The 21,850-nt window shown below is 64.2% G+C and carries 21 protein-coding genes and 1 pseudogene; 8 read left to right on the forward strand and 14 right to left on the reverse strand.

From position 1 onward, the window contains the following. Nucleotides 1-58: 58 nt before the first annotated feature. The 3 genes from G5V65_RS18980 (at nt 59) to G5V65_RS18990 (ending at nt 3,928) form a co-directional block, all read left to right on the forward strand. Nucleotides 59-964, forward strand: a complete 906-nt coding sequence (locus G5V65_RS18980; protein WP_165053383.1) for a fatty acid desaturase — start codon at nt 59-61, stop codon at nt 962-964. A 94-nt stretch (nt 965-1,058) separates the two neighbouring features. Continuing rightward, the gene (metG, locus tag G5V65_RS18985; protein WP_165053386.1) at nt 1,059-2,777 is read left to right on the forward strand and encodes a methionine--tRNA ligase; all 1,719 of its coding nucleotides are present in this window, start codon (nt 1,059-1,061) and stop codon (nt 2,775-2,777) included. Nucleotides 2,778-2,935: 158 nt separating this feature from the next. Continuing rightward, entirely contained in the window at nt 2,936-3,928 is a 993-nt protein-coding gene (locus G5V65_RS18990) for an aldo/keto reductase (RefSeq protein WP_165053389.1), read from the forward strand. Between the two features lie 12 nt (nt 3,929-3,940). On the opposite strand, the gene G5V65_RS18995 is transcribed toward G5V65_RS18990, so the two are convergent. Beyond that, nucleotides 3,941-4,579, reverse strand: a complete 639-nt coding sequence (locus G5V65_RS18995) for a response regulator (RefSeq protein ID WP_165053392.1) — start codon at nt 4,577-4,579, stop codon at nt 3,941-3,943. After that, on the reverse strand, nt 4,576-6,033 hold the full coding sequence (locus G5V65_RS19000) for a sensor histidine kinase (protein ID WP_165053394.1): 1,458 nt from the start codon (nt 6,031-6,033) through the stop codon (nt 4,576-4,578). The genes G5V65_RS18995 and G5V65_RS19000 overlap by 4 nt, the downstream gene beginning before the upstream one ends. A 184-nt stretch (nt 6,034-6,217) precedes the next feature. Here G5V65_RS19000 and G5V65_RS19005 point away from each other — a divergent pair, with 184 nt between their 5' ends. After that, a complete protein-coding gene (locus tag G5V65_RS19005) occupies nt 6,218-6,481 on the forward strand; it encodes a hypothetical protein (RefSeq protein ID WP_165053397.1) in 264 nt (87 codons plus the stop codon). Between the two features lie 114 nt (nt 6,482-6,595). Here the strand turns inward: G5V65_RS19005 and ilvD are convergent, their stop codons facing one another. Together ilvD and G5V65_RS19015 are read right to left on the reverse strand one after the other, a co-directional pair. Next, on the reverse strand, nt 6,596-8,437 hold the full coding sequence (gene ilvD, locus G5V65_RS19010) for a dihydroxy-acid dehydratase (RefSeq protein WP_165053446.1): 1,842 nt from the start codon (nt 8,435-8,437) through the stop codon (nt 6,596-6,598). 70 nt (nt 8,438-8,507) lie between these two features. Then, nucleotides 8,508-9,647 carry a fumarylacetoacetate hydrolase family protein gene (locus G5V65_RS19015; protein ID WP_165053400.1) on the reverse strand — a complete coding sequence of 380 codons (1,140 nt, stop codon included), beginning with the start codon at nt 9,645-9,647 and terminating at the stop codon, nt 8,508-8,510. Nucleotides 9,648-9,874: 227 nt separating this feature from the next. Between G5V65_RS19015 and G5V65_RS19020 the strand changes: the two genes are divergently transcribed. Next, nucleotides 9,875-10,579, forward strand: coding sequence for a hypothetical protein (locus G5V65_RS19020; RefSeq protein ID WP_165053403.1), 705 nt, complete (start codon nt 9,875-9,877; stop codon nt 10,577-10,579). A gap of 115 nt (nt 10,580-10,694) precedes the next feature. Here G5V65_RS19020 and G5V65_RS19025 read toward each other — a convergent pair whose 3' ends face one another. From G5V65_RS19025 to G5V65_RS19050, 6 genes are all read right to left on the reverse strand, one after another. Then, complete coding sequence (locus G5V65_RS19025) at nt 10,695-11,336, reverse strand: nucleoside triphosphate hydrolase (protein WP_343162867.1); 642 nt, start codon at nt 11,334-11,336, stop codon at nt 10,695-10,697. A gap of 8 nt (nt 11,337-11,344) precedes the next feature. Further along, a complete protein-coding gene (locus G5V65_RS19030) occupies nt 11,345-12,193 on the reverse strand; it encodes a sugar phosphate isomerase/epimerase family protein (protein ID WP_165053409.1) in 849 nt (282 codons plus the stop codon). Further along, a complete protein-coding gene (locus G5V65_RS19035) occupies nt 12,194-13,180 on the reverse strand; it encodes an ABC transporter permease (protein WP_165053412.1) in 987 nt (328 codons plus the stop codon). Beyond that, nucleotides 13,177-14,169 carry an ABC transporter permease gene (locus G5V65_RS19040; protein WP_165053415.1) on the reverse strand — a complete coding sequence of 331 codons (993 nt, stop codon included), beginning with the start codon at nt 14,167-14,169 and terminating at the stop codon, nt 13,177-13,179. Before G5V65_RS19040 ends, G5V65_RS19035 begins: the two co-directional genes overlap by 4 nt. Beyond that, nucleotides 14,162-15,658: a sugar ABC transporter ATP-binding protein gene (locus G5V65_RS19045; protein ID WP_343162868.1), complete on the reverse strand. Its 1,497-nt coding sequence runs from the start codon at nt 15,656-15,658 to the stop codon at nt 14,162-14,164. Before G5V65_RS19045 ends, G5V65_RS19040 begins: the two co-directional genes overlap by 8 nt. 92 nt (nt 15,659-15,750) lie before the next feature. Next, a complete protein-coding gene (locus tag G5V65_RS19050; RefSeq protein ID WP_165053421.1) occupies nt 15,751-16,746 on the reverse strand; it encodes a substrate-binding domain-containing protein in 996 nt (331 codons plus the stop codon). A gap of 220 nt (nt 16,747-16,966) precedes the next feature. On the opposite strand from G5V65_RS19050, the gene G5V65_RS19055 reads away from it, so the two are divergent. Further along, nucleotides 16,967-18,019 carry a LacI family DNA-binding transcriptional regulator gene (locus tag G5V65_RS19055; RefSeq protein WP_165053424.1) on the forward strand — a complete coding sequence of 351 codons (1,053 nt, stop codon included), beginning with the start codon at nt 16,967-16,969 and terminating at the stop codon, nt 18,017-18,019. 45 nt (nt 18,020-18,064) lie between these two features. On the opposite strand, the gene G5V65_RS22745 is transcribed toward G5V65_RS19055, so the two are convergent. After that, nucleotides 18,065-18,613, reverse strand: a complete 549-nt coding sequence (locus G5V65_RS22745) for a PepSY domain-containing protein (protein WP_165053427.1) — start codon at nt 18,611-18,613, stop codon at nt 18,065-18,067. Nucleotides 18,614-18,701: 88 nt separating this feature from the next. Continuing rightward, nucleotides 18,702-19,013, reverse strand: coding sequence for a hypothetical protein (locus G5V65_RS19065; protein WP_165053429.1), 312 nt, complete (start codon nt 19,011-19,013; stop codon nt 18,702-18,704). A 116-nt stretch (nt 19,014-19,129) separates the two neighbouring features. Between G5V65_RS19065 and G5V65_RS19070 the strand changes: the two genes are divergently transcribed. Continuing rightward, nucleotides 19,130-19,792: a response regulator transcription factor gene (locus G5V65_RS19070; RefSeq protein WP_165053432.1), complete on the forward strand. Its 663-nt coding sequence runs from the start codon at nt 19,130-19,132 to the stop codon at nt 19,790-19,792. Further along, on the forward strand, nt 19,789-21,159 hold the full coding sequence (locus G5V65_RS22865; RefSeq protein WP_165053435.1) for an ATP-binding protein: 1,371 nt from the start codon (nt 19,789-19,791) through the stop codon (nt 21,157-21,159). Before G5V65_RS19070 ends, G5V65_RS22865 begins: the two co-directional genes overlap by 4 nt. A gap of 17 nt (nt 21,160-21,176) precedes the next feature. Here the strand turns inward: G5V65_RS22865 and G5V65_RS19080 are convergent, their stop codons facing one another. Both G5V65_RS19080 and G5V65_RS22135 read right to left on the reverse strand, forming a co-directional pair. Beyond that, on the reverse strand, nt 21,177-21,356 hold the full coding sequence (locus G5V65_RS19080; protein WP_165053438.1) for a hypothetical protein: 180 nt from the start codon (nt 21,354-21,356) through the stop codon (nt 21,177-21,179). A 225-nt stretch (nt 21,357-21,581) separates the two neighbouring features. Beyond that, nucleotides 21,582-21,850: pseudogene (locus G5V65_RS22135) on the reverse strand (hypothetical protein); the annotation flags it as partial.

Consider the following 21,850-nt stretch of genomic DNA (forward strand, 5'->3'; position numbering starts at 1 on the left):
TTCTGCGCGCTGGGTGCAAGTGCTATTTTCCCCTTGTCTTTCAAAGGGAAACCCCATCTTGCGCAACGCCGCATCCGCCATCGAATGGCCCACGCTGCTTCTCCTTCTTGTCACCTATGCCCTCTGGGCCCTTGGCACCACCGCAGCCTTCGGCCTCTCCCCCATCCTCGGCATCGCGCTCACCGGCCTCGCCATCGCCCAGTTCTCCTCGCTGCAGCACGAAATCCTGCACGGCCACCCCTTCCGCTCCCGCCTGCTGAACGAAATACTGGGCTTTCCCGCGCTGAACCTGACCGTGCCCTATGGCCGCTTCCGTGACACCCACCTTGCCCATCACCACGATCCGATCCTGACCGATCCCTATGACGACCCGGAATCGAACTACCTCGACCCGGCGGTCTGGGCGCGCCTGCCCCGCATCCACAAGGCATTGTTCCGCTTCAACAATACGCTCTTCGGCCGCATCACGATCGGCCCCATCCTCGGCAACATCCTCTGGCTGGTGACCGAGGCAAAGGCGATCCGCCGCAACGATCCGGGCGTCCGCCGCGACTGGGCGCTGCATCTGGGTGGCCTGTCCCTCGTGGCGGGCTGGCTCTGGCTGGCGGCGATGCCCTGGTGGGCCTATCTCCTTGCCGCATGGTTCGGCCATGCCCTGCTGAAGATCCGCACCTTCCTCGAACATCGCGCGCACGAGGCCGCCCGCGCCCGCACCGTGATCATCGAGGATCGCGGCCCCCTCGCCCTACTTTTCCTCAACAACAACCTGCATGTCGTCCACCACATGCACCCTGCCGTGCCATGGTACCGCCTGCCCGCCCTCTATGCCGCCAACCGCGACCATTACCAGCGCCGCAACGAAGGATATGTCTACCGTTCCTACCTCGACATCTTCCGCGCCTATCTGTTCCGCGCCAAGGATCCGGTTCCACACCCCCTCATGCCGGGGCCAGATCGGCGATAGGCCCGCCGGAATCTTCGCCCCGCATGGCAAGCCTCTGGCCCTTGCCCCGACACCGCGCTAAACAACGCCCGCATCGGGACGAAAGGCGCACGACATGGCACGGATTCTGATCACCTCCGCCATCCCCTACATCAACGGGATCAAGCACTTGGGAAACCTCGTCGGCTCCCAGCTGCCCGCCGACCTCTTCGCCCGCTACATGCGCGCCCGCGGGCATGAGGTGATGTTCATCTGCGCCACCGACGAACACGGCACCCCCGCCGAACTCGCCGCCGCCAAGGCAGGCAAACCGGTCGAAGAATACTGCGCCGAAATGCACAAGGTGCAGGCCGATCTGGCCAAGGGCTTCCGCCTGTCCTTCGATCATTTCGGCCGCTCTTCCAGCCAGCGCAACCACCGCCTGACCCAGCATTTCGCAGGCAAGCTCGCCGAAAATGGCCTGATCGCGGAAGTCTCTGAAAAACAGGTCTTTTCCATCGACGACAACCGCTTCCTGCCCGATCGCTACATCACCGGCACCTGCCCGAATTGTGGCAACACCTCGGCCCGAGGCGACCAGTGCGAGGAATGCACAAAGCAGCTTGATCCGACCGACCTGATCAACCCGCGCTCCTCCATCTCCGGCTCCACCAACCTCGAAGTGCGGGAAACCAAACACCTCTACCTCCGCCAGCGCGCCCTGAAGGACAAGCTGGAAGCCTGGATCGACTCCAAGACCGACTGGCCGATCCTGACCACCTCCATCGCCAAGAAGTGGCTGAACGACGGCGACGGGTTGCAGGATCGCGGCATCACGCGCGACCTCTACTGGGGTATCCCGGTGAAGAAGGGCAGCGAGGATTGGCCCGGCATGGAAGGCAAGGTCTTCTACGTCTGGTTCGATGCCCCCATCGAATACATTGCAGGCACCGCCGAATGGGCCGACGCGAACGGCTTGGACGACGCCGCATGGGAACGCTGGTGGCGCACCGACAAGGGCGCATCCGACGTCACCTATTACCAGTTCATGGGCAAGGACAACGTCCCCTTCCACACCCTCTCCTTCCCCGCCACCATCCTCGGGTCGGGCGAACCGTGGAAGCTCGTCGACTACCTCAAGTCCTTCAACTACCTCAACTATGACGGCGGCCAGTTCTCCACCTCGCAGGGTCGCGGCGTGTTCATGGATCAGGCACTGTCGATCCTGCCCGCCGACTACTGGCGCTGGTGGCTCCTCTCCCACGCCCCCGAAAACTCCGACAGCGAATTCACCTGGGAAAACTTCCAGGCCTCGGTCAACAAGGACCTTGCCGATGTCCTTGGCAACTTCGTCTCCCGCGTCACCAAGTTCGCCAAGTCGAAACTCGGCGAAACCGTCCCCGCAGGCGGCGACTTCACCCCCGCCGAAACCGCCCTGATCGCCGATCTCGGCGCGCGCATCCGCGACTACGAATCCCTGATGGCGCAGATGGAGGTCCGCAAGGCCGCCGCCGAACTGCGCGCGATCTGGGTGATCGGCAACGAATACCTGCAATCCGCCGCGCCGTGGTCCGCCGTCAAGACCGACCCCGCGCGGGCCGAGGCGATCGTCCGCCTCTCGCTCAACCTCATCCGCGTCTACGCGATCCTGTCGCAACCCTTCATTCCCGACGCCGCCGCCGCGATGATGCAGGCGATGGGTTCCGACGACTGGACATGGCCCGAAGACGTCCCCGCCGCCCTGCGCGCCCTGCCCGCGGGCCATGCCTTCACCATCCCCGAAAACCTCTTCCGCAAGATCACCGACGAAGAACGCGCCGACTGGCAGCAGAAGTTTTCGGGCGTCAGAACCTGATCCACGGCTTCATCTTGGCCCAAATACCCTCAGGGGGAGGCGCCCGGAACGGGCGACGGGGGCGGAACGCCCCCCAGGCGGAGCCGACGCGGCAGCGGAGGCGACAGGAAAGGAATGCGGGCCGGAACGGACCGTGCAATTCGGCAATGGAGCGTGACATGACCCTTTCGACCACCCAATTCGGCAAGACCGGCAAAGCCGTCACCCGCATCGGTTTCGGCGCATGGGCCATCGGCGGCAGCTGGGGCGACGTGTCGGAAGGCGAGGCAAAAGCGACACTTGAAGCCGCGCTCGACGCGGGCATGACCTTCATCGACACGGCCGATGTCTATGGCGACGGCCGCTCCGAACGCATCATCCGCGACGTGCTGAAATCGCGCGGCGGCGCGCGCCCCTTCGTCGCCACCAAGGCCGGCCGCCGTCTCTCGCCCCATATCGCCTCAGGCTACACGACCCAAAACATTGAATCCTTCATCGACCGCAGCCTGACGAACCTCGGGGTGGATTGCCTCGACCTCGTGCAACTCCATTGCCCGCCGACCGAAGTCTACTATACCCCCGCCCTCTTCGATGGGCTGGAAACCCTGAAGGCAAAAGGCAAGATCGCCCAATGGGGCGTCTCTGTCGAAAAGGTCGAAGAGGCGCTGAAGGCCATCGAATATCCCGGCTGCGCCTCGGTCCAGATCATCTACAACCTCTTCCGCCAGCGGCCCGCATCGCTCTTCTTCCGCGAAGCCCGCGCCCGCAACGTGGCCACCATCATCCGCGTCCCCCTCGCCTCCGGCATGCTGACGGGCAAGATGACGGCGGCCAGCACCTTCGCCGCCGACGACCACCGCAACTTCAACCGCCATGGCGAGGCCTTCGATGTGGGCGAAACCTTCTCGGGCGTCCCCTATGACGTGGCGCTTCAGGCGGTCGAGGAACTGCGCCCCCTCGTCCCCCAAGGGGCCACGATGGCGCAATTCGCCCTGCGCTGGATCATGATGGAGGACGCGGCCACCGTCGTCATCCCCGGCGCCCGCACGCCTGCCCAAAGCATCGCCAATGCCGGAGCCGATGCGTTGGCCCCCTTGCCCGCCGCCACGATGGACGCCTGCCGCGAGATCTATGCCCGCCTCATCGCGCCGCATGTCCATCAGCGCTGGTAGGCCCGGACGCGCCTAGTAGCCCAGGTCCCTGGCCTTCAGGGCCGCCTCCACACGGTTTCGAACCTGCAGTTTCTGCAGGATATTCGTCATGTAATGCTTGACGGTCTTTTCCTGCAGATCAAGTTCGCGGGCGATCTCCTTGTTCGAACGCCCGGTCGCGACCAGGCGCAGGATCTCGGCCTCGCGGGGGGCAAGGGCTTCGGCTTCGGGCACCTCGCGCGTGCCGCGCCCCTGCATGGAGGCCAGCACCCGCGCCGCCAATGTCGGCGGCACGTAAGACCCGCCCGTTGCCACATTCTGCAGGACCTCGATCAACTCTGCTGCGGATACTCCCTTCAGCACATAGCCCCGCGCACCGGCGCGCAGCGCCTCCAGCAGGTCGTCATCGGCCTCGGAAATGGTCAGCATGACGATCTTGATTGCCGGAAACCGGGCCGAGATGATGCCCGCCGCCTTCAACCCGGACCCCGGCATGGACACATCCAGAAGCACGATATCGGGCATATGCTCCTCGACCTTTGCCACGGCTTCCTCGGCTGTCCCCGCCTGCCCCATGACGGCAAATCCCCCGCTTTCGATCAGCGAAAGAACGACGCCCTCCCGCAGAAGGGGATGGTCGTCTGCAACAACGATCTGAATCGGTTCGGTCATGACATCCCGTCCAGCACAAGCCGGATCGTCAGGCGGGTTCCCCGGCCCGGCGCGGTGTCCAGCTCGAAGACGCCGCCAATACTCTCCACGCGTTCGCGCAACCCGGCCAGACCCAAACCCTTGGCATGCATGTCGCTGGCCTTGCCCGCGATGCCCGGCCCTTCATCCGCCACAACCACCGTCACGCGCCCGGCCTGCTGGTGACAGCCCACAAGGACAGAGGCACCCGGCGCGTGGTGAAAGGCATTCATCAGCCCCTCCTGGACGAAGCGATAGACGCAGATCAGGATCGGATGCGATGGCCTGATCTCGGGCCATGGCCCCCCGGAAACATCTCGCCCCACGATGACACCCGTGCGCCGCTCATGCGCGCCAATGGCGCGTTCAAGCGCTTCGCTGATGGATTGGCCCTGAAGTTCCGGCAGGGTCAAACCCCGGCAAAGATCGCGCACATCGCGCAGCGCGCCGTCAAGCACCTCTCGCAGGGCACGCGCTTCCGGGTCATCAGCGGCCACCGAAACCCGCCGCATCAGCGTATCCAGCCGAAGCGACGCAAGGGCCAGCGCCTGCGCCGGACCGTCATGCAATTCCGCACTGATCCGGCGCATCTGGCGTTCGTTCGTCTCGCTCACCCGTTGCGCCGCGCCCTGAACGCGGGCGCGCAGGGCTTCGTTCATCGCCGATACGCGCGCGAGGTCTTCCAGCTGCCCGGCCAGCTTGCGGTTCTGCGTGTCGATCATGCGGCTGCCAGCGCGGACGATGCCGAACAGCGCCGCAAAGGTGGCGGCCGTCACGGCAGCCATGATCGCCCAGGCCCGCGCCTTTGCGTCCCACAGGTCCGCCTGCAACTCCGCAGCCTCCAGATAGAATTCCGCCACGGCGATCACTTCGCCGGTGACGATGGAGTGGATCGGATTGTAGACCTCGAACAGGGGCACCCCAGTTTCGCGTTCAGGGGCGCTTTCCTCTCCGTCCAGATCATCGAAACTGGCGGAAAGCTCTCCCTCCCAGGCCGCGCGCAGGGGGGGATCCTCCGGGAAGACCTGGCCGATCATGTTGCGGTCACTGGCAAAGGCAATCAGCCCGCCCTCGCGCCATATCTTGACGGATTTCACGCGGTCGGAAAGCGGTTCGCGTTCCAGAAGACTGCGCATCTTTTCCTGTGTCTCGGCCGAAAATTCCTGTCCTTCGGCCAGTTCCTGCGACAATGGGGCGATGAAGCTTTCCATGTAGACCGCACTGGATATCGCCGCATTCCGGACGACCCCGGATTCGATGGAATCGCTGACGACTTCGCCTATGGCGGCCATGCCAATCAGACTGACCAGGCTGCCCACGACGGCAAATCGGTGATGCAGCGCAAGCGCCGCAAAGCGTTTGCGCAGGGACCGGCTTTCATGGGCGTCATCATCCGCGCCATGTGCCGCCAGAGAGGACGTATCATGGATGGTCATCCGCAAAGGATGTCCGACTTTGCGCCACCGCGCCAGCATGCAGAATGGTCGATCAGACCTTGGTCCGAAACCGCATCAGCCCGTGGTCGCAGACCGCGCGGATGAAGTCCGGCCCGGATAGCCAGGCGCATCGCATTCGGACTTCAATCCCTTATCGGGCACTTCCGCCCGACGGGAGAAAACCATGATCACGACTTCCCTTCGCGGTGTCGCCGTTGCGACCCTCACCCTTGGCCTCATCACCGCTGTGGCCCCCCTGGCAGCGCAGGCGCATGCCATTGACTCCGTTCCTTCGGCGGAACTGCTGTCGGTCCAACCGTCGGACCCCGGCTTCGAAGGCTTCGAGACCGCGCGCCGTGGCCGCGGCGCCGATGATGCGCCTGGCCATGTGCGCGGCGGCGGCAAGAAGCGCGGCCGTGGCGCGGATGACGGCCCGAACCACAGCTGAGGCCCCCCTCACACGGCACCACCCACCCCACAAAGCAATGCCCGGGTCACCCCGGGCATTTGCCATTTCGCAGACCCGCCGGGGACCGCCTGTCGAACGGGCGCTTCCGACCGATCACACCCCGTCCGGCAGCACGCGAACAGCACCCCTGTCCGCCGATGCCGCAAAGGCCGCATAGGCCTTCAATGCCGTGGAAACCTTGCGCGGCCGATGCTTGGCGGGCTTCCAGCCCTTTTCATCCTGCTCGGCGCGGCGCTTGGCCATTTCGGCCTCGGGAACGCGCAGATTGATCGTGCGGTTGGGGATGTCGATGTCGATCATGTCGCCATCCCGCACAAGCCCGATCGCCCCACCCGACGCCGCCTCGGGCGAGGCGTGGCCGATGGAAAGGCCCGATGTCCCGCCCGAGAAACGGCCATCCGTCAGCAGCGCGCAGGATTTCCCAAGACCCTTCGATTTCAGGTAGCTGGTCGGATACAGCATTTCCTGCATCCCCGGCCCGCCCTTCGGCCCCTCATAGCGGATCACCACCACGTCGCCCGCCTTCACCTCGTTGTTCAGGATGCCCGCCACCGCGTCATTCTGCGATTCATAGACCTTGGCCGGGCCGGAGAAGACGAAGATCGACTCGTCCACCCCCGCCGTCTTCACGATACAGCCATCCAGCGCGATATTGCCCTTCAGAACGGCCAGACCGCCCTCCTTGGTGAAGGCATGTTCGGCCGATCGGATCACGCCCTTTTCGCGGTCAAGGTCCAGTTCCCTGTAACGCTTGTCCTGCGAAAAGGCCGTGGCAGACCGCACATTGCCGGGTGCTGCCTTGAAGAAATGGCGGACATTCTCGTGGTTCGTGCGGCTGATATCCCAATGGTCCAGCGCGGCGCCCATGCTGGAGGAATGCACGGTTACGCAGTCCCGGTTCAGCAGGCCCGCATTGTCCAGCTGGCCCAGGATCGCCATAATCCCACCCGCGCGATGCACGTCTTCCATGTGAACATCCGACTTCGCCGGTGCCACCTTGCACAGGCAGGGCACCTTGCGGCTGAGACGGTCGATATCATCCTGATCGAAATCAATCTCGCCTTCATGCGCGGCGGCCAGAATGTGCAGGATCGTGTTGGTCGATCCGCCCATGGCGATATCCAGCGCCATCGCATTCTCGAACGCGGCCTTGTTGGCCACGTTGCGCGGCAGGATACTGGCATCGTTCTGTTCGTAATAGCGCTTTGCCAGATCGACGATCAGATGCCCCGCCTCGACGAACAGGCGCTTGCGATCCGCATGGGTGGCCAGCGTCGATCCGTTCCCGGGCAGCGAAAGGCCAAGCGCCTCGGTCAGGCAGTTCATGGAATTCGCCGTGAACATGCCCGAGCAGGACCCGCAGGTCGGGCAGGCGGCTTTCTCGACCTCGGCCACCTCTTCATCCGTGTAGGCTTCATCCGCCGCGACAACCATCGCGTCGATCAGATCCAGCGCCAGTTCCTTGCCCTTGACGATGGCCTTCCCGGCCTCCATCGGGCCGCCGGACACGAAGACCGCCGGAATGTTCAGCCGCATCGCGGCCATCAGCATGCCGGGGGTGATCTTGTCGCAATTCGAGATGCAGACCATCGCATCTGCGCAATGGGCGTTGACCATGTATTCAACGCTGTCGGCGATGATCTCGCGCGAGGGCAGCGAATACAGCATCCCGTCATGGCCCATCGCGATGCCGTCATCCACCGCGATGGTGTTGAATTCCTTGGCCACACCACCGGCCGCTTCCACCTCGCGGGCCACCATCTGACCCAGGTCCTTCAGGTGAACATGCCCCGGAACGAACTGGGTGAAGCTGTTCACGATCGCGATGATCGGCTTGCCGAAATCGTCATCCTTCATGCCGGTCGCGCGCCAGAGGCCACGGGCCCCGGCCATGTTGCGGCCATGGGTGGTAGTGCGGGAACGATAGACAGGCATGGTGGTTTCCTCCGGCAAGTCACCCATGCGACATGGCACCCGCGCCCTGTCGGGTCAAGTCAGTGGCCAATCAAAGTAGGGATCGGGATGCAAGATTCCGCATCAGCGCCGCTGTGCCAAAGGTCCATTCCGGCACCTCGGTGGCCAGCCTTACCGTGTTGCGCAGCGTTCCCAGTTCGGCCGAGGCGATGGTGACCACGTCGCCCGTATGATGCGTGAAGCCCTGCCCCTCGACATCGCGATCCTGAACGGGCGCAAACATCGTGCCGCAATACAGCACGAAGCCATCCGGATACTGATGATGCCGCCCCCGGGTCTGGGCAACCAGATCGGCCGGATCGCGGCTGATCTCGGCCATTGAAGACCGGCCTTCCAGCACAAAGCCATCTTCGCCCCGCACGTCGAGAACCAGGTCCATCCTGCGGACATGGTCCAGCGAGAAACTGTCATCGAACAGCCGGATGAACGGGCCGAGACTTGCAGAGGCGTTGTTGTCCTTCGCCTTGCCAAGCAGAAGGGCCGAGCGGCCCTCGACATCCCGCAGGTTCACATCATTGCCAAGCGTCGCCCCGACAATGCGCCCCGTGCTGTCGACGACCAGCGCGACTTCCGGTTCGGGGTTGTTCCATCGGCTGACAGGATGCAGGCCGACACTGGCCCCCCACCCTACGGCAGCCATCGGCTGTGCCTTGGTGAAGACCTCGGCATCCGGGCCGATTCCCACCTCGAGATATTGGGACCAAAGCCCTTCGGCCAGCAGCAGGCGCTTTACCTCTTCGGCCTGATCTGACCCGGGAACCAGATCGCGCAGGCTTTCGCCGATCACCCCCGCGACCCGTTCGCGGATCTCATGGGCGCGGACAGGATCCCCCGCTGCACGCTCCTCGATCACCCGTTCGACCATGGACCGCGCGAATGTGACGCCACAGGCCTTCACCGCCTGAAGGTCGACGGGCGCAATCAGCCGTGTCGTTCCACCCGAAACCTCGACCGAAGTCTGCGCCAGGGTGGAAAGTGGGCAGATCACCTCTCCCTCGATCGCGTTCAGGAAAGACAGAATGTCCGGCTGTTCCAGCAGGTCGCGCATGGTCGGGGCTTCGCGTGTGGTGATGTCCACCACATCCCCGTTCCGGACTGTCACAACTGCCGGACCGATGCCACGGCGCCAGACACGCCCGACAAAGGCCCCCGACTCCGGCAGGTCTAGCATGCGTTCCCCCAGATTTCCCCTCTCCGTCGGGCGCATATTTGCAAAAGCTTTCGGGAAAGGGCAAGCACGCGCCCCGGTTTTCCATCGCCACGCGGGGCCGGGCGGGGGCGCACCGCCCTTCGCATCCCAAAGGATGTAGTCGACTCCCGCCTGTCATGTTGCCCCCAACCGTTCAAATGATCATTTTGGCAATAATGGACAAGGCCCGCGCGCGCGAAGGGGGGGACATGCTCAGACTGCTGACCGCCGTCGCGCTGCTCATGGCGCCAGTGCCGGCTTTGGCGACAGAGACGCTTCCTCAGCCGGGTGGCGAGGTCATTCCGGTGCCGCAAGCCAGCAAGATGGCGAGAAGCTTTCACGATATCGGCGACTGCAGCCCCTATGCGGCGGCCTATGCGGCGGCCGGATTGCCGCGCGGGAACGGGGTCGAGACCATTCGGCAGATCGACAGCCTTCTGCGCCAGAGGATGCGTCTGCGCGATGATCGGGGGCCTGACAGCTGGACACCCCTGCTATCGGTTCTGGTGGCGGGCAAGCGCCCCGTCGGCGATTGCGAGGATATGGCCATCACGACGGCACAGATGGCGGTCTGCGCCGGAATTCCCGCCGATCGCCTGGGCCTTCTGATCACGACCAGCCCCAAGGGGGGCACGGCCGAAATGCACATGCTGGCCTTCTACAAGGACGCCTCTGACAAGACCTGGGTCTTCGGGGATACCTTTGCCCGTCCGCGGCCCTTGTCAAAGGTCCGCGAAAGGCTGGTCTTCATGGCCTACATGACCGATGTGACGCGCTGGCAGGGGCTTTTGGGGCTCCGGGATCTGCCTGCCGGCACGAGCAGCCTGCCATCGAACCCCTCGGTTGCTGCTGCATCCACCGTTGAAGCGACGCCCCGGCAATGCCAACCCGAAGGCCCGATCCTACGGCAATGAACCTTCCCCCGGGCTGATCCATGCCGCGTCTTGGGCGGCAGTCCGTATCGGCGTTCACCTGAAGGCGGCCACCCCGCAAGGCAGGCAACTTTCCCTGCGCGCCTGCAAGCCCGGCCTAGCCGTTGGGAAGCCTGAAATCCTCGCCCCGGCTTTCGGCCATGACGAAGCGCCCGTTCGGAAGATCGTTGCCGTCCAACTTCCATGCGATCTCGTCGGGCGTCAGGTCATAGTGCTTCCAGCGCGCCGTCAGACGCGCGCGCAGCACGTCCTCTGGCACATCGACCAGCACTGCCACATCGAACAGCGGCCGCAGCCGCGACCACGGCTCCTGCCCCAGAAGCAGGTAATTCCCCTCCACGATGATCACCGGCACCTCGGCCGGGATCATCCGCGCCCCCGCCCGCGCAATCTCGATATCGCGGTCAAACACCGGCACCGCCACGAACTCCTCGTCCCGTGCGCGGATGCGCTTCAGCGTGTGGAAGAGCCCCCCAACATCGAACGTCTCCGGCGCACCCTTCCGTGGCCGCAGCCCCGCAGGCACCAGATGCAGGTCGTCGTAATGATACCCATCCATCGGCAGCACCGCCGCCAACCCCGCCTGACGCGCGTTCAGCGCGTCGCACAACCGCTCCGCCACGGTGGACTTGCCGGATCCCGGCGCCCCGGCAAGGGCCGCGACCACGCGCCCCCCGCCCTTCGCCTTTTCCGCCAGAAGGTCCGCCAGACCCGCGATGTCGATGGAGGATGCCGTCACCTTGCGCCTCAAATCAGCCGATACTGCTTGGCCTTATTGCGCAGGAAGGGCAGCCCCTTGTCCATCACCTCCTGAAAGTTTTCCGCCACGGGCCGCCAGACCGCCAGCCCATAGCCCACCTCCGGCGGCATGTTGATGAAACTCTCCATCGCCAGCCCGCCCTTGAACCCGATTGCGGCAAGGGTCGCGTAAACCTCATCCCAGTCGCAGGTCCCCTCACCCGGCGTGCCGCGATCCGACTCCGACAGGTGGATGTAGCGCAGATGCTCCCGCGCATCGAGGATGCCGTTCCCCGCCCCCTTCTCCTCAATATTCATGTGATAGGTGTCGAGGTGGATGAAGATGTTGTCCGCCCCCACCTTCTCGATCATCCATTTGGCCTGCCAGCCCGTGTTGATCAGGTGGTTCTCATAGCGGTTCACGGGTTCGATGCCGAAGGCGATCCCCTTCTTCTTCGCGTGCTTCGCCGCCGCCGCCAAGGCGCGGGCGATGTTGTCATATTCCGCCATCGTCGGCGGCGACCCCGTCCGCTGCCCGATCCCGCCATAGGTCACGCCCGACAGCGCCTCGGCCCCCATCTCGGCCGCCTTGTCGATGCTGTCGCACAGCTGCTCGATCGCCCCGTCGGGGTTCACCGATGCCCAGTTCCTTTCCGGCAGGCCCAGCGAACAGACCGCCCGCATGCTGTGCTTTTCCAGCAAAGCCCGCGTATGCGCGGCGTCCACAATGGACGTATTCAGCAGCGCGATCTCGATGAAATCCATCTTGTAGGCGGCGGCGGCGGGAATGGTCTTTTCCGCCCCTGCGCGATCCCAGTGCATCGTCCACATGGACGTATGAACGCCGAACCCTTCCATTCAAACTCTCCCTCGTTTTCGTTCTTTCCATCGTCCCGCGCCCCAGCGCAGGATCATCACGCCGACCAGAAACAGCCCCCAGACCGCCGTAGACAGGTGCTGGTTCGCGCCCAAAAGGTTCAGCCCCGACGACAGCACCTGCAGCACGACCAGCGCGATCACCACGGGCACCACGCGGCCAAATCCCCCGAACGGGTCCACCCCGCCAAGGAAACAGGCCAGCACGGTAACAAGCAGAAGCGCCTCGCCATGCCCCACGCGGACGGAATTGAAGCGCGACAGCATCAGGATGCCCGCAATCGCGCACATCACCCCCGACAGGGTGTAGATCAGCACCAGCGTCCGCTTGGTATGCACGCCCGAATAGGTGGTGGCCCGCAGGTTCGACCCGATCATCCGCGCGGCAAAGCCATGCCGCGTGCGGGTCAGCAGGATATGCCAGGCCAGCGCGCACAGCCCGAACAGGATCAGCGGCACGGGGATACCAAGGAACGACCCATGCCCCAGCACCGCCAGATATTGCGGAAAGCCGGATATATCCCCGCCCTTGGTCAGGAACTCCCCCAACCCCCGCAGAAAGATCATCATGGCCAGCGAAACGAGGATCGGATGCGCCCCGATATAGGCGATCACCGCCCCCATCGCCGCGCCACTCAACGCGCCGACCAGCAGCGCCAGCACGGTGCCAAGGAGGAACGGTCCCACCCCCGCATCCACACCCCCGAACTGCATCAGCACGAAGGCCAGCGTCAGCCCTGCCATGTTCGCCGTATAGATGATCGCCAGATTGAACCCGCCCGAGATGATGGGGATCAGCATCGCCAGCGTCAGTATCCCCAACTCCGGCAATTGGAACGCGATGGAGCCAAGGTTCGCCCCGGTCAGGAAATTCGGCGCAGTCACCCCGAAGACCACGACGACCAGAAGAAGGAAGCCCAGAAGCCCCGGCACCTCCGGCCCGAAGGCCTGTTTGATGCGGTCCATCATTTGCGGTCCCTCCGCTTGGGCGCCAGCATCGCGGCAAGGTCGATGTTCGATGTGGAAATCGCGGCAAGGATGATGATTCCCACCACCATCTTGAAGGCATAGGGCGACACCCCCAGCAGGTTCAGCCCGTTCTGCGCCACCGCCACCAGCGCCACGCCCAGCACGCAGCCCAAGACCGACCCGCGCCCGCCCCCCAGCCGCGCCCCGCCCAGAACCACGGCGGCCAGCACGTCAAGCTCGCGCCCGATCAGGGCATTCGGCACCACCTCCTTGGTGATATGCGCCTGCATCAGCCCCGCGATGCCCGCCATCATCCCGCACCAGCCGAAGGCAATCGCCTGCATCAGCCAAATGTTGATCCCCGCCCGCCGCGCGCCTTCGGGGTTGTCGCCAAAGGCGTAAAGCTGCCGCCCCGTCGTCGTCCGCCGGATCAGAAACCATGTGGCGAAGAGGCAGACCGCCATAACCGCGACCGGAAGACGGATGTCGGCCCAGCCGATCTCGGTCTGCAATTCCCACAGGTAGATGGGCCGCGACAGCCAGTCCGGCAGGCTATAGATGCTCTTCCCGCTGGTGAAGAACATCAGCAACCCGAAGAAGGCGTTGAAGGTCGAAATCGTCACGACGATGGAGATGATCCTGAACCCGTGGATCAGGCCTGCATTGATCAGCCCCAGCCCGATGCCAAAGGCCATGGCCAGCGCGATGCCAACAGCCCAGCCGCCCCCGCCCATCCCGATCAGGGCGCTGACCACAAGGTATTGCACCACCGACGCCCCCACCGCGAAGGAAATGTCGATCCCCCCCGCGATCAGCACGACCAGCAGACCCACCGCCCAGATCAGGTTCACCGCGTTGTTGTTGATCAGCGAGGTGATGTTGACCAAGGTCAGGAACTCCGGCGAGGCGACCGAAAGCCCCGCTACCAGCAGGACCAGCACGGCCAGCAGCTTCGCCTCGGCCGGATAGGCGCGCAGGAAGTCACGCATAGACCGCAGCCTCCAAAGCCTCCAGCGTGGTCGCCCGCGGGTCATATTCCCCCACGATCCGCCCGCCCGCCATGTGCAGCACGCGGTCCGCGTTCACATGCACCTCCGACACCTCGTCCGATATCAGCAAGATCGCCAGACCCTTCGCCGCCAATTCCCGTACGATGCGGAAAATCCCCGCCCGCGCGCCCACATCCACGCCCACCGTGGGGCAATCGAGGATCAGCACCTTCGGCTCTGTCGCCAGCCACTTGGCCAGCACCACCCGCTGCTGGTTCCCCCCCGACAGGGTCGACACCGCATCGCCGGGCTTGCCGATCTTCACCGCCAGTTCCCGCACCCAATGCGCCACCAGATCCTCCTGCCGCTTGGGCGACATCAGGCCCGACGCCCCCGTGATCCGGCGCAGCACCGACAGGACGGCGTTATCCGAAATGCTCTGCGGCTGGATCAGGCCCAGCGCCAGACGGTCCTCGGACACATAGGCCACGCCCGCCGCCACCGCGTCGCGGTTCGACGCGAAACGCACCTCGCGCCCCCCCAGCACGATCCGCCCCGCCTCCGGCGCGGCCATCCCGAACAGCACATGCGCCAGTTCCGTCCGCCCCGCGCCGATCAGCCCGGTCAGGCCCAACACCTCACCCCGCCGCAGCTGGAACGACACATCGCGGAACTCGCCCCGCCGCGTGAGGCCCGCAACCTCCATCACCACCGGATCGGCGGATGTATCCCGCGCCATCACCTGATGGTCGAAAGTCTTGCCCGTCATCAACTCGGTCAGGCGGCCTTGCGTCATGCCTGCAGTGGGATAGACCCCTACCAACCGCCCATCCCGCACCACCGTCACGCGCGACGCAATTTCCAGCACCTCGGCCAGACGGTGACTGACAAACACGACTGCCACCCCTCGCGCCGACAGCGTCCGCACCACGGCCAGCAGCGCATCCGTCTCGGCCTGCGTAAGCGAAGCAGTCGGTTCATCCATGAAGATCAGCCGCGCATCGGAAACCAAGGCCCGCGCAATCGCCACCACCTGCCGCTGCGCAATCGGCAGCGTCCCCAGCCGCGCGTCGAGGTCCAGCGAAACCTCCAGCCGCGCCAGCGCCGCCTCGGCCCGCGCCCTGAGCGCGCCGTAATCGACGAAACGCGGGCGGTTGCCCAGCATCGTCTCGAAGGCGATATTCTCGGCCACCGTCATCTCGGGGAACAGCGCCAGATCCTGCCAGATCACCGCGATCCCCATCTGCCGCGCCACATTGGGCGTGATGGCCGACAGCCGTTCCCCGAACAGCTCCATCTCCGTGCCGGGTTCGGGCTGATAGACCCCTGTGATGATCTTGATCAGCGTGGACTTGCCGCAGCCGTTTTCCCCGGCCAGACAATGCACCTCGCCCTGCCCTACCTCGAAGGCCACATCCTGCAACGCCTTCACGCCGCCAAAGACCTTGGACACCTTGGAAAACCGTATGGCGGGGGGCAGGTCGGTCACGTCAGACATTCCATGAAGGCCCGCTGCCTGCGGGCGAAAGGCGTCCGGGGATGCGGGAGCGGCACCCCCGGACGCAGGCCATCACCGGGGGATCAGAGGCCGAGGTCGGCCAGACCGTCAACGGTTTCCGCGTTGATGGCGATCAGGTTGTTGGTGATGATGTCCTTGTTCGCGGCATCAGGCGACACGACGCCCAGACCCGGAATGTCGGTGCCTTCCGCGATCTCGGTCCCGTCCACCAGCATCTTGCCGATGGTCACGAAGACGCGGCCCGCCTCGGCAGGGTTCCACATGAACCCGCCCGAAATCGCGCCCGACTTCACCAGATCACGCCCCTGCCCCGGCGAGAACGGCCCGATCACATGGACCGACCCCACCTTCCGCTGCTCCTCGATCGCGCGACCCGCACCGATGGGGCCTTGCGACCCGAAGGCAAGGAAGCCGCCAAGGTTCGGGTTCGCCGCCATCAGATCGAGCGCCGTCTTGCGGCTGTCATCCACGTTTTCGGCCACGCCGTAGCGTTCGCCCACGGGCTTCATGTCCGGATACTTCTCGGCCAGATAGGCAATCGCCGCATCGGCCCAGGCATTGTGCAGCGGCACGGTCAGCGAGCCGACGAAGACGCCATATTCACCCTTGCCGCCCATCTTCTGCGCCAGCAACTCGGCATGCGTCTCGCCAAAGCCTTGGGCCGAGGCCATCTCGAAGTTCCAGTCGACATTGTTGATGCCGGGTCCTTCGTGGCTGACGACCTTGATGCCCGCCGCGCGTGCCTTCTCCAGCACCGGCTCCAGCGCGGCCTCGTCATTCGGCACCACGCCGATCACGTCCACGCCCTTGGCGATCAGGTCCTCGATCGCGCGCACCTGCAACGCGGGGTCGGCGCTGGTCGGCCCGATCATCGTGGCATCGACGCCCAGTTCCGCGCCCTTTTCGGTGATTCCCGTTTCCATGGCGTTGAACCACGGGATCCCGCCGATCTTCACCACGACGCCCATCGTCGGCTTGTCCTGCGCGAAGGCGGCCCCCGAAAGGGTGGCAGCAAAGGCAACACCCGCCATCAAGGCGGTCAGAGTACGTCTTTTCATTTTCTTCCTCCCATGTTGGCACCGTGCAGGCACCAGATGCAGCGCCATCGATTGTGCAGCCGATCCTCGAATACGGATCCTCCTCAAGATCCGAATTTTCAACGGAAGCAGCGCAAGTCTCTGCGTTGCGACTTTGCACAATCGATGTTGCACATGAAGCCAACAAACCTCTAGACTCGTCAAGAAGATTCTTGGACGCTCCGCGCCAGCAGGAACCGCCATGACAAGCCAGGGCCGCAAGGCGACAATTTTCGATATCGCAAAGCTGGCGGATTCTTCTCCGTCAACGGTCAGCGCAGCGCTTTCGGACGCGTGGAAGACGCGCAGGATCAGCCAGAAGAAGGTGGACCTGATCCGCCGCATCGCCGAAGAACAGGGCTATTCCACCAACATGCAGGCCCGCGGATTGCGTCAGGCGCGGTCGGGTCTTGTGGGCATGATCATTCCGGTTCACGACAACCGCTATTTCAGTTCGATGTCGCAAAGCTTCGAGGCCTTCGCCCGTGACCGCGGACTCGTGCCCGTCATCGCCTCGTCGATGCGGGACGGCGAGGAAGAACGTCGCATCGTCCAGACGCTGATTTCCTATGCGGTCGACTATATCTTCATCGCGGGCGCGACAGATCCCGGCGCCATCTCCGAACTCTGCCGGGCGGCGAATCTGAGGCACGTCTTTGTCGACCTGCCCGGTCCCGGTGCGCCTTCGGTGATTTCTGACAACTATCATGGCGCCGCCACGCTGACCCGCACGCTGCTGTCGCACATGCGCCCCGATCCGGATGCCCCGGCACGTGATCGGATCTACTTCATCGGCGGGGTTGCGACAGACTACGCCACCGCCCGGCGCATCGAAGGCTTCCGCCACGTGCTGACCGAGGCCGGATGCCCCCCCCAGCCTGAACAGATCATCGCCTGCGGCTATCCGCCCCGCCGTTCCATGAAGGAAATCGCTGCCCTCTGTGACCGACTTGGTGGCCTTCCAGCCGGTCTTTTCGTGAATTCGCTGACGTCCTTCGAAGGGGTTCTGGGACATTTCGTTCATCTTCCCCCGGGCAGCTTCGATGAAACTGTCGTGGGCTGCTATGACTATGATCCCTTCGCGGCCTATCTGCACTTCCCTGTCCACATGGTCCGGCAGGACAGTCATCGCCTGATCGAAGAGGCCTACCGCCTTATCGACACGCCACCAGCAGGGCCATTCGTAAAGGAAGTGGAACCGTCCCTCATTCCACCCCGCACGATCTATGCGGGACCTTTCGGCGAACATGGTTGAAGGGCGGGCAAAGACCCGCCCTCCTTTGCCAGTCGTGCTGCCGGATCAGTCTTCCAGGTGCTGCCGGAGGATCGTTCCCGTCGGAACATCGACATACATCTCAAGCCGCTGCCCGGTCGGATCAATCACGTCCATTTCGACGACGGACCCATCTTCGCGGTCGATGTCGAGGACACGATACCCCTTGCCTTCCCAGTCGGCCACCACACCGGCGAGATCGGCCATGATCACCCCGGGCATGGTGCCCTGACCACCCGCCACAAGGATACCGTCATCCGCACCGTGCCCGCCATGGCGACGACCATGGTCATCAAAGCCGACATCATCCGCACCATGCCCGCCGTGCCGACGGCCATGATCATCGGACCCGCTGTCATCACTGCCGCGACCCCGGCTGTCATCCCCGCCGCGGTCATCGCTGCCGCGGTCATCGCTGCCACGGTCATCGCTGCCACGGTCATCGCTGCCACGGTCATCGCTGCCGCCATAGGCCGTGCTTCCGACCGACATCAGCGACAGTGCTGCCACGACCGCAGCGACCAGCGCGAAACCCATCGAAATATCTCCGGCGCGGCGAAACTGATTGGTATCCATTGTCTCATCCTTTCGTTTTCGGTTGCCCGGTGTTCCGGGATGACACAGCTTTGGCATGAGTCGACTGACAGCGATCTGACCGGGCCTGTCAGCCAATTGTCAGGTTTATTGTGGTATCGCCTTGCGCATGACACGCACCATCCTTGCCTTCCTGATTGCCCTGATGCTGGCCGCCCAGCCGGTCGCGGCCAAGGATGGCGGCGACAGCGACAACAGCGGCCATGGCGGCGGCGGGGATGATGATAATGGTGGCGACAGCATCGATCACGACGATGATGACGACGCCGAAATCGACCGCGCTCGCTCTGGCGTGAAATCCGGACAGATCCTTTCCCTGTCCGCGATTCTCGCACAGGTCAGGACCCGCCTCGATGCCCGCATCATAGATGCCGACCTTCAAAGAAAACATGGCCGGATGATCTATGATCTGGAAATGCTTGCCCCTGATGGCCGGATCATCGACCTGGAGGTCGAGGCCGCGACGGGCCGGATCCTGAACCTTGAGGCGAATGATTGATGCGCGCCCTCATTGTCGAGGATGACCAACGAATCGCCGATCTCGTTTCCGCAGCCCTGACAGCGGCAGGATTCCGGACCGAGACGCTGAGCGACGGCGAATCCGCATGGTTCCGGGGCGGCACCGAGGATTTTGACCTTGTGATACTGGACCTTGGCATTCCGCGCCTTGATGGTCTCACACTTCTGAAGCGGTGGCGAAGCGAAGGGCGGGGCTTTCCCATCCTGATTCTTTCTGCGCGGGGGACATGGTCCGAACGCGTCGAGGGGATCGAGGCAGGGGCGGATGACTATCTACCCAAACCCTTCATGGTCGAGGAACTGACCGCAAGGTCGCGCGCGCTGATCCGGCGTGCAGCCGGACAGTCGCAGGCCCTGCACCAGCTTGGCCCGATCAGCGTGGATCTCAATCGCATGGCGGTTCATCGCGATGGCCTGCCCGTGGCCGTCACCCCGCTTGAGTTCCGCCTGCTGGCCTATCTCCTTCTGAACCGCGACAGGATCGTTGCCCCATCCGAGTTGATCGACCATCTCTACGGAACCGAAGATGGCCGCGAGGCAAACGCGGTCGAGGCGATCATTGCCCGGATGCGCCGCAAGCTTGGCGCCACGCTGATCCGGACGCGCCGCGGCTTTGGCTATACGCTCGGGGTGGAACCGTGAGGCGCGTCTCACTGCGGGCCCGTCTTGCGATTGCGGGCGGGATCGCGTTGATCGTCACGCTCTTTGCGGCGCAGGTTGGCCTGTCGACCTTGTTCAGCCGACATGCGGAACGCGCCATCGCGGCAGATCTTGCCGATGTTTCGGACTACCTGATCGCCGCGCTGGAACCCGGGCCGGACGGGCAGCTTGGCCTTTCCCGGCAGCCACCCGATCCTGCCTATCATCGCCCCTATTCCGGCCGTTACTGGCAGGTCTCCAGCGCGGACCAGGATTGGTCCTCACGTTCGCTATGGGATTATTCGCTGCCCTTGCCGGACGCCCCCCCTGCAGGTGAGGACGCCCTGCTCACCCTCGCTGGTCCAGATGGCACTGCCCTTCTTGCCCTGGATCGGACGATCATAAGTCCCGGCCCGTCAGGCGACCGGATCCTGCGCATCACCACGGCCCTTGATCGCGGGCGCATCGACAGTGCGCGGGATGCCTTCACGGCCGAGATGCGCCCCTGGATCGTGGCGCTGGGGCTGCTGATCCTTGCATCCGGTGCGCTGCAGATCCGGATCGGCCTCGCCCCCCTCGCCACATTGAGGCAACGCCTTGCCGCCATCAGCACCGGCGAACAGGACCGGATCGGAGAGGACGTTCCCCTTGAACTCTCTCCCCTTGCGCAGCAAATCGACCATCTTCTCGATGCGCGATCCAAGGAGATCGATCGCTCTCGCCGACGTGCGGCGGACCTTGCGCATGGCCTGAAGACACCGCTTCAAGCCCTGCTTGGCGATGCTGCCCGCCTGCGCGAAAGGGGCCACAAGATCGAGGCCGAAGGGATTGAAACCGTTGCACAGGCCATCCGTCTGCAGGTGGATCGGGAACTGGCCCGCGCGACAATGGCCGGCGGGTTGCCCGGGGCGAATGCAGATGTCTGCCGCGCCGTGCAGGGGGTGGTTGCCGTCTTGCAGCGCACACCTGCCGGGGCACGGCTGCGCTGGGAACTGAATGCAGACAAGGATCTTGTGGCGCGGATTGATACAGCCGATCTGATCGAAGCCCTCGGGGCCTTGATCGAAAACGCCGCGACGCATGCCCGCTCTGTCGTGCGCCTGAAGGCCGAAACTCGCTTGGGCCAGATCGCGGTGATCATTCAGGATGATGGCCCCGGCCTGCCGCCGGACCAGATCGCGCGCCTGTTGCAACGGGGGCAGCGCCTTGACACCACCGCCGGAGGCAACGGTCTTGGCCTGTCCATCGCAAACGAATTCGCCGATCGCTCGGGCGGGAGTCTGGAGATTGACGCCGCGCCCGAAGGATTGCGCGTGACCTTGCTGCTTCCCGCTGCAACCGAACGATCAGGCCAGAAATCTGCGCCCTGAACGGTCTGCGCTCCGCCCTATTGGATCGGTTCTCCCAGCCGGCATTGAAGCAGCGCCAGAAACTTCTCACGAAACTCGGGCTGGCCGGACAGGATCATCATGATCTCGTTCGCGCGCCATTCGCCGACATCGACCTTGCCGGTCCTCGACCATTCCCCGATCAGCGACTGGAGTTCCGTCAATTCACGCTCATACATTCGGAGTCTGTCCTTCTTGCCCGTGGCTGCCTGCCGTCTTTTCTGCGGTCAGGTGCCCCGTTCCGCTTGAATGGGCTTTGCCGGGAACCGCCGTCCACAAGACCCGTGGATCGCCCCGACTTCGGCCACCCTCCGAAAATCCCGCGGGAAGGGGGGGAAAGGCAACCGGCAAGAGTCTGACAACGTCTTGAATTGGGTCGTGTTTTCATTCGACCAAAGTCCGGATCAGCCGTGATCACCCTCCCAGGGCAGGATCGAAAGACCCAGTCTTCTTGCCTTCGACAAGCGTGGGGGTGGCGAATGGAACGCCCCGGACTGTCGCGCCAACCCCTTCTCCAGCAGGGCGCAGAAGCCTTCGACCCCCGCCCTTCTCCCCTCTTCGGAAAAGAAGTCTCCGCGAACATGGATTGTCGCGGCTGTTGATTTGCGCTGAGAGCTGACCCGGTTGGGCTGAAGATTTCCATTGAGATTTGACCCATGTGACCCTTCCCCGA

The sequence above is a fragment of the Paragemmobacter kunshanensis genome (assembly GCF_011059185.1).
Taxonomy (GTDB): Bacteria; Pseudomonadota; Alphaproteobacteria; order Rhodobacterales; family Rhodobacteraceae; genus Paragemmobacter; species Paragemmobacter kunshanensis.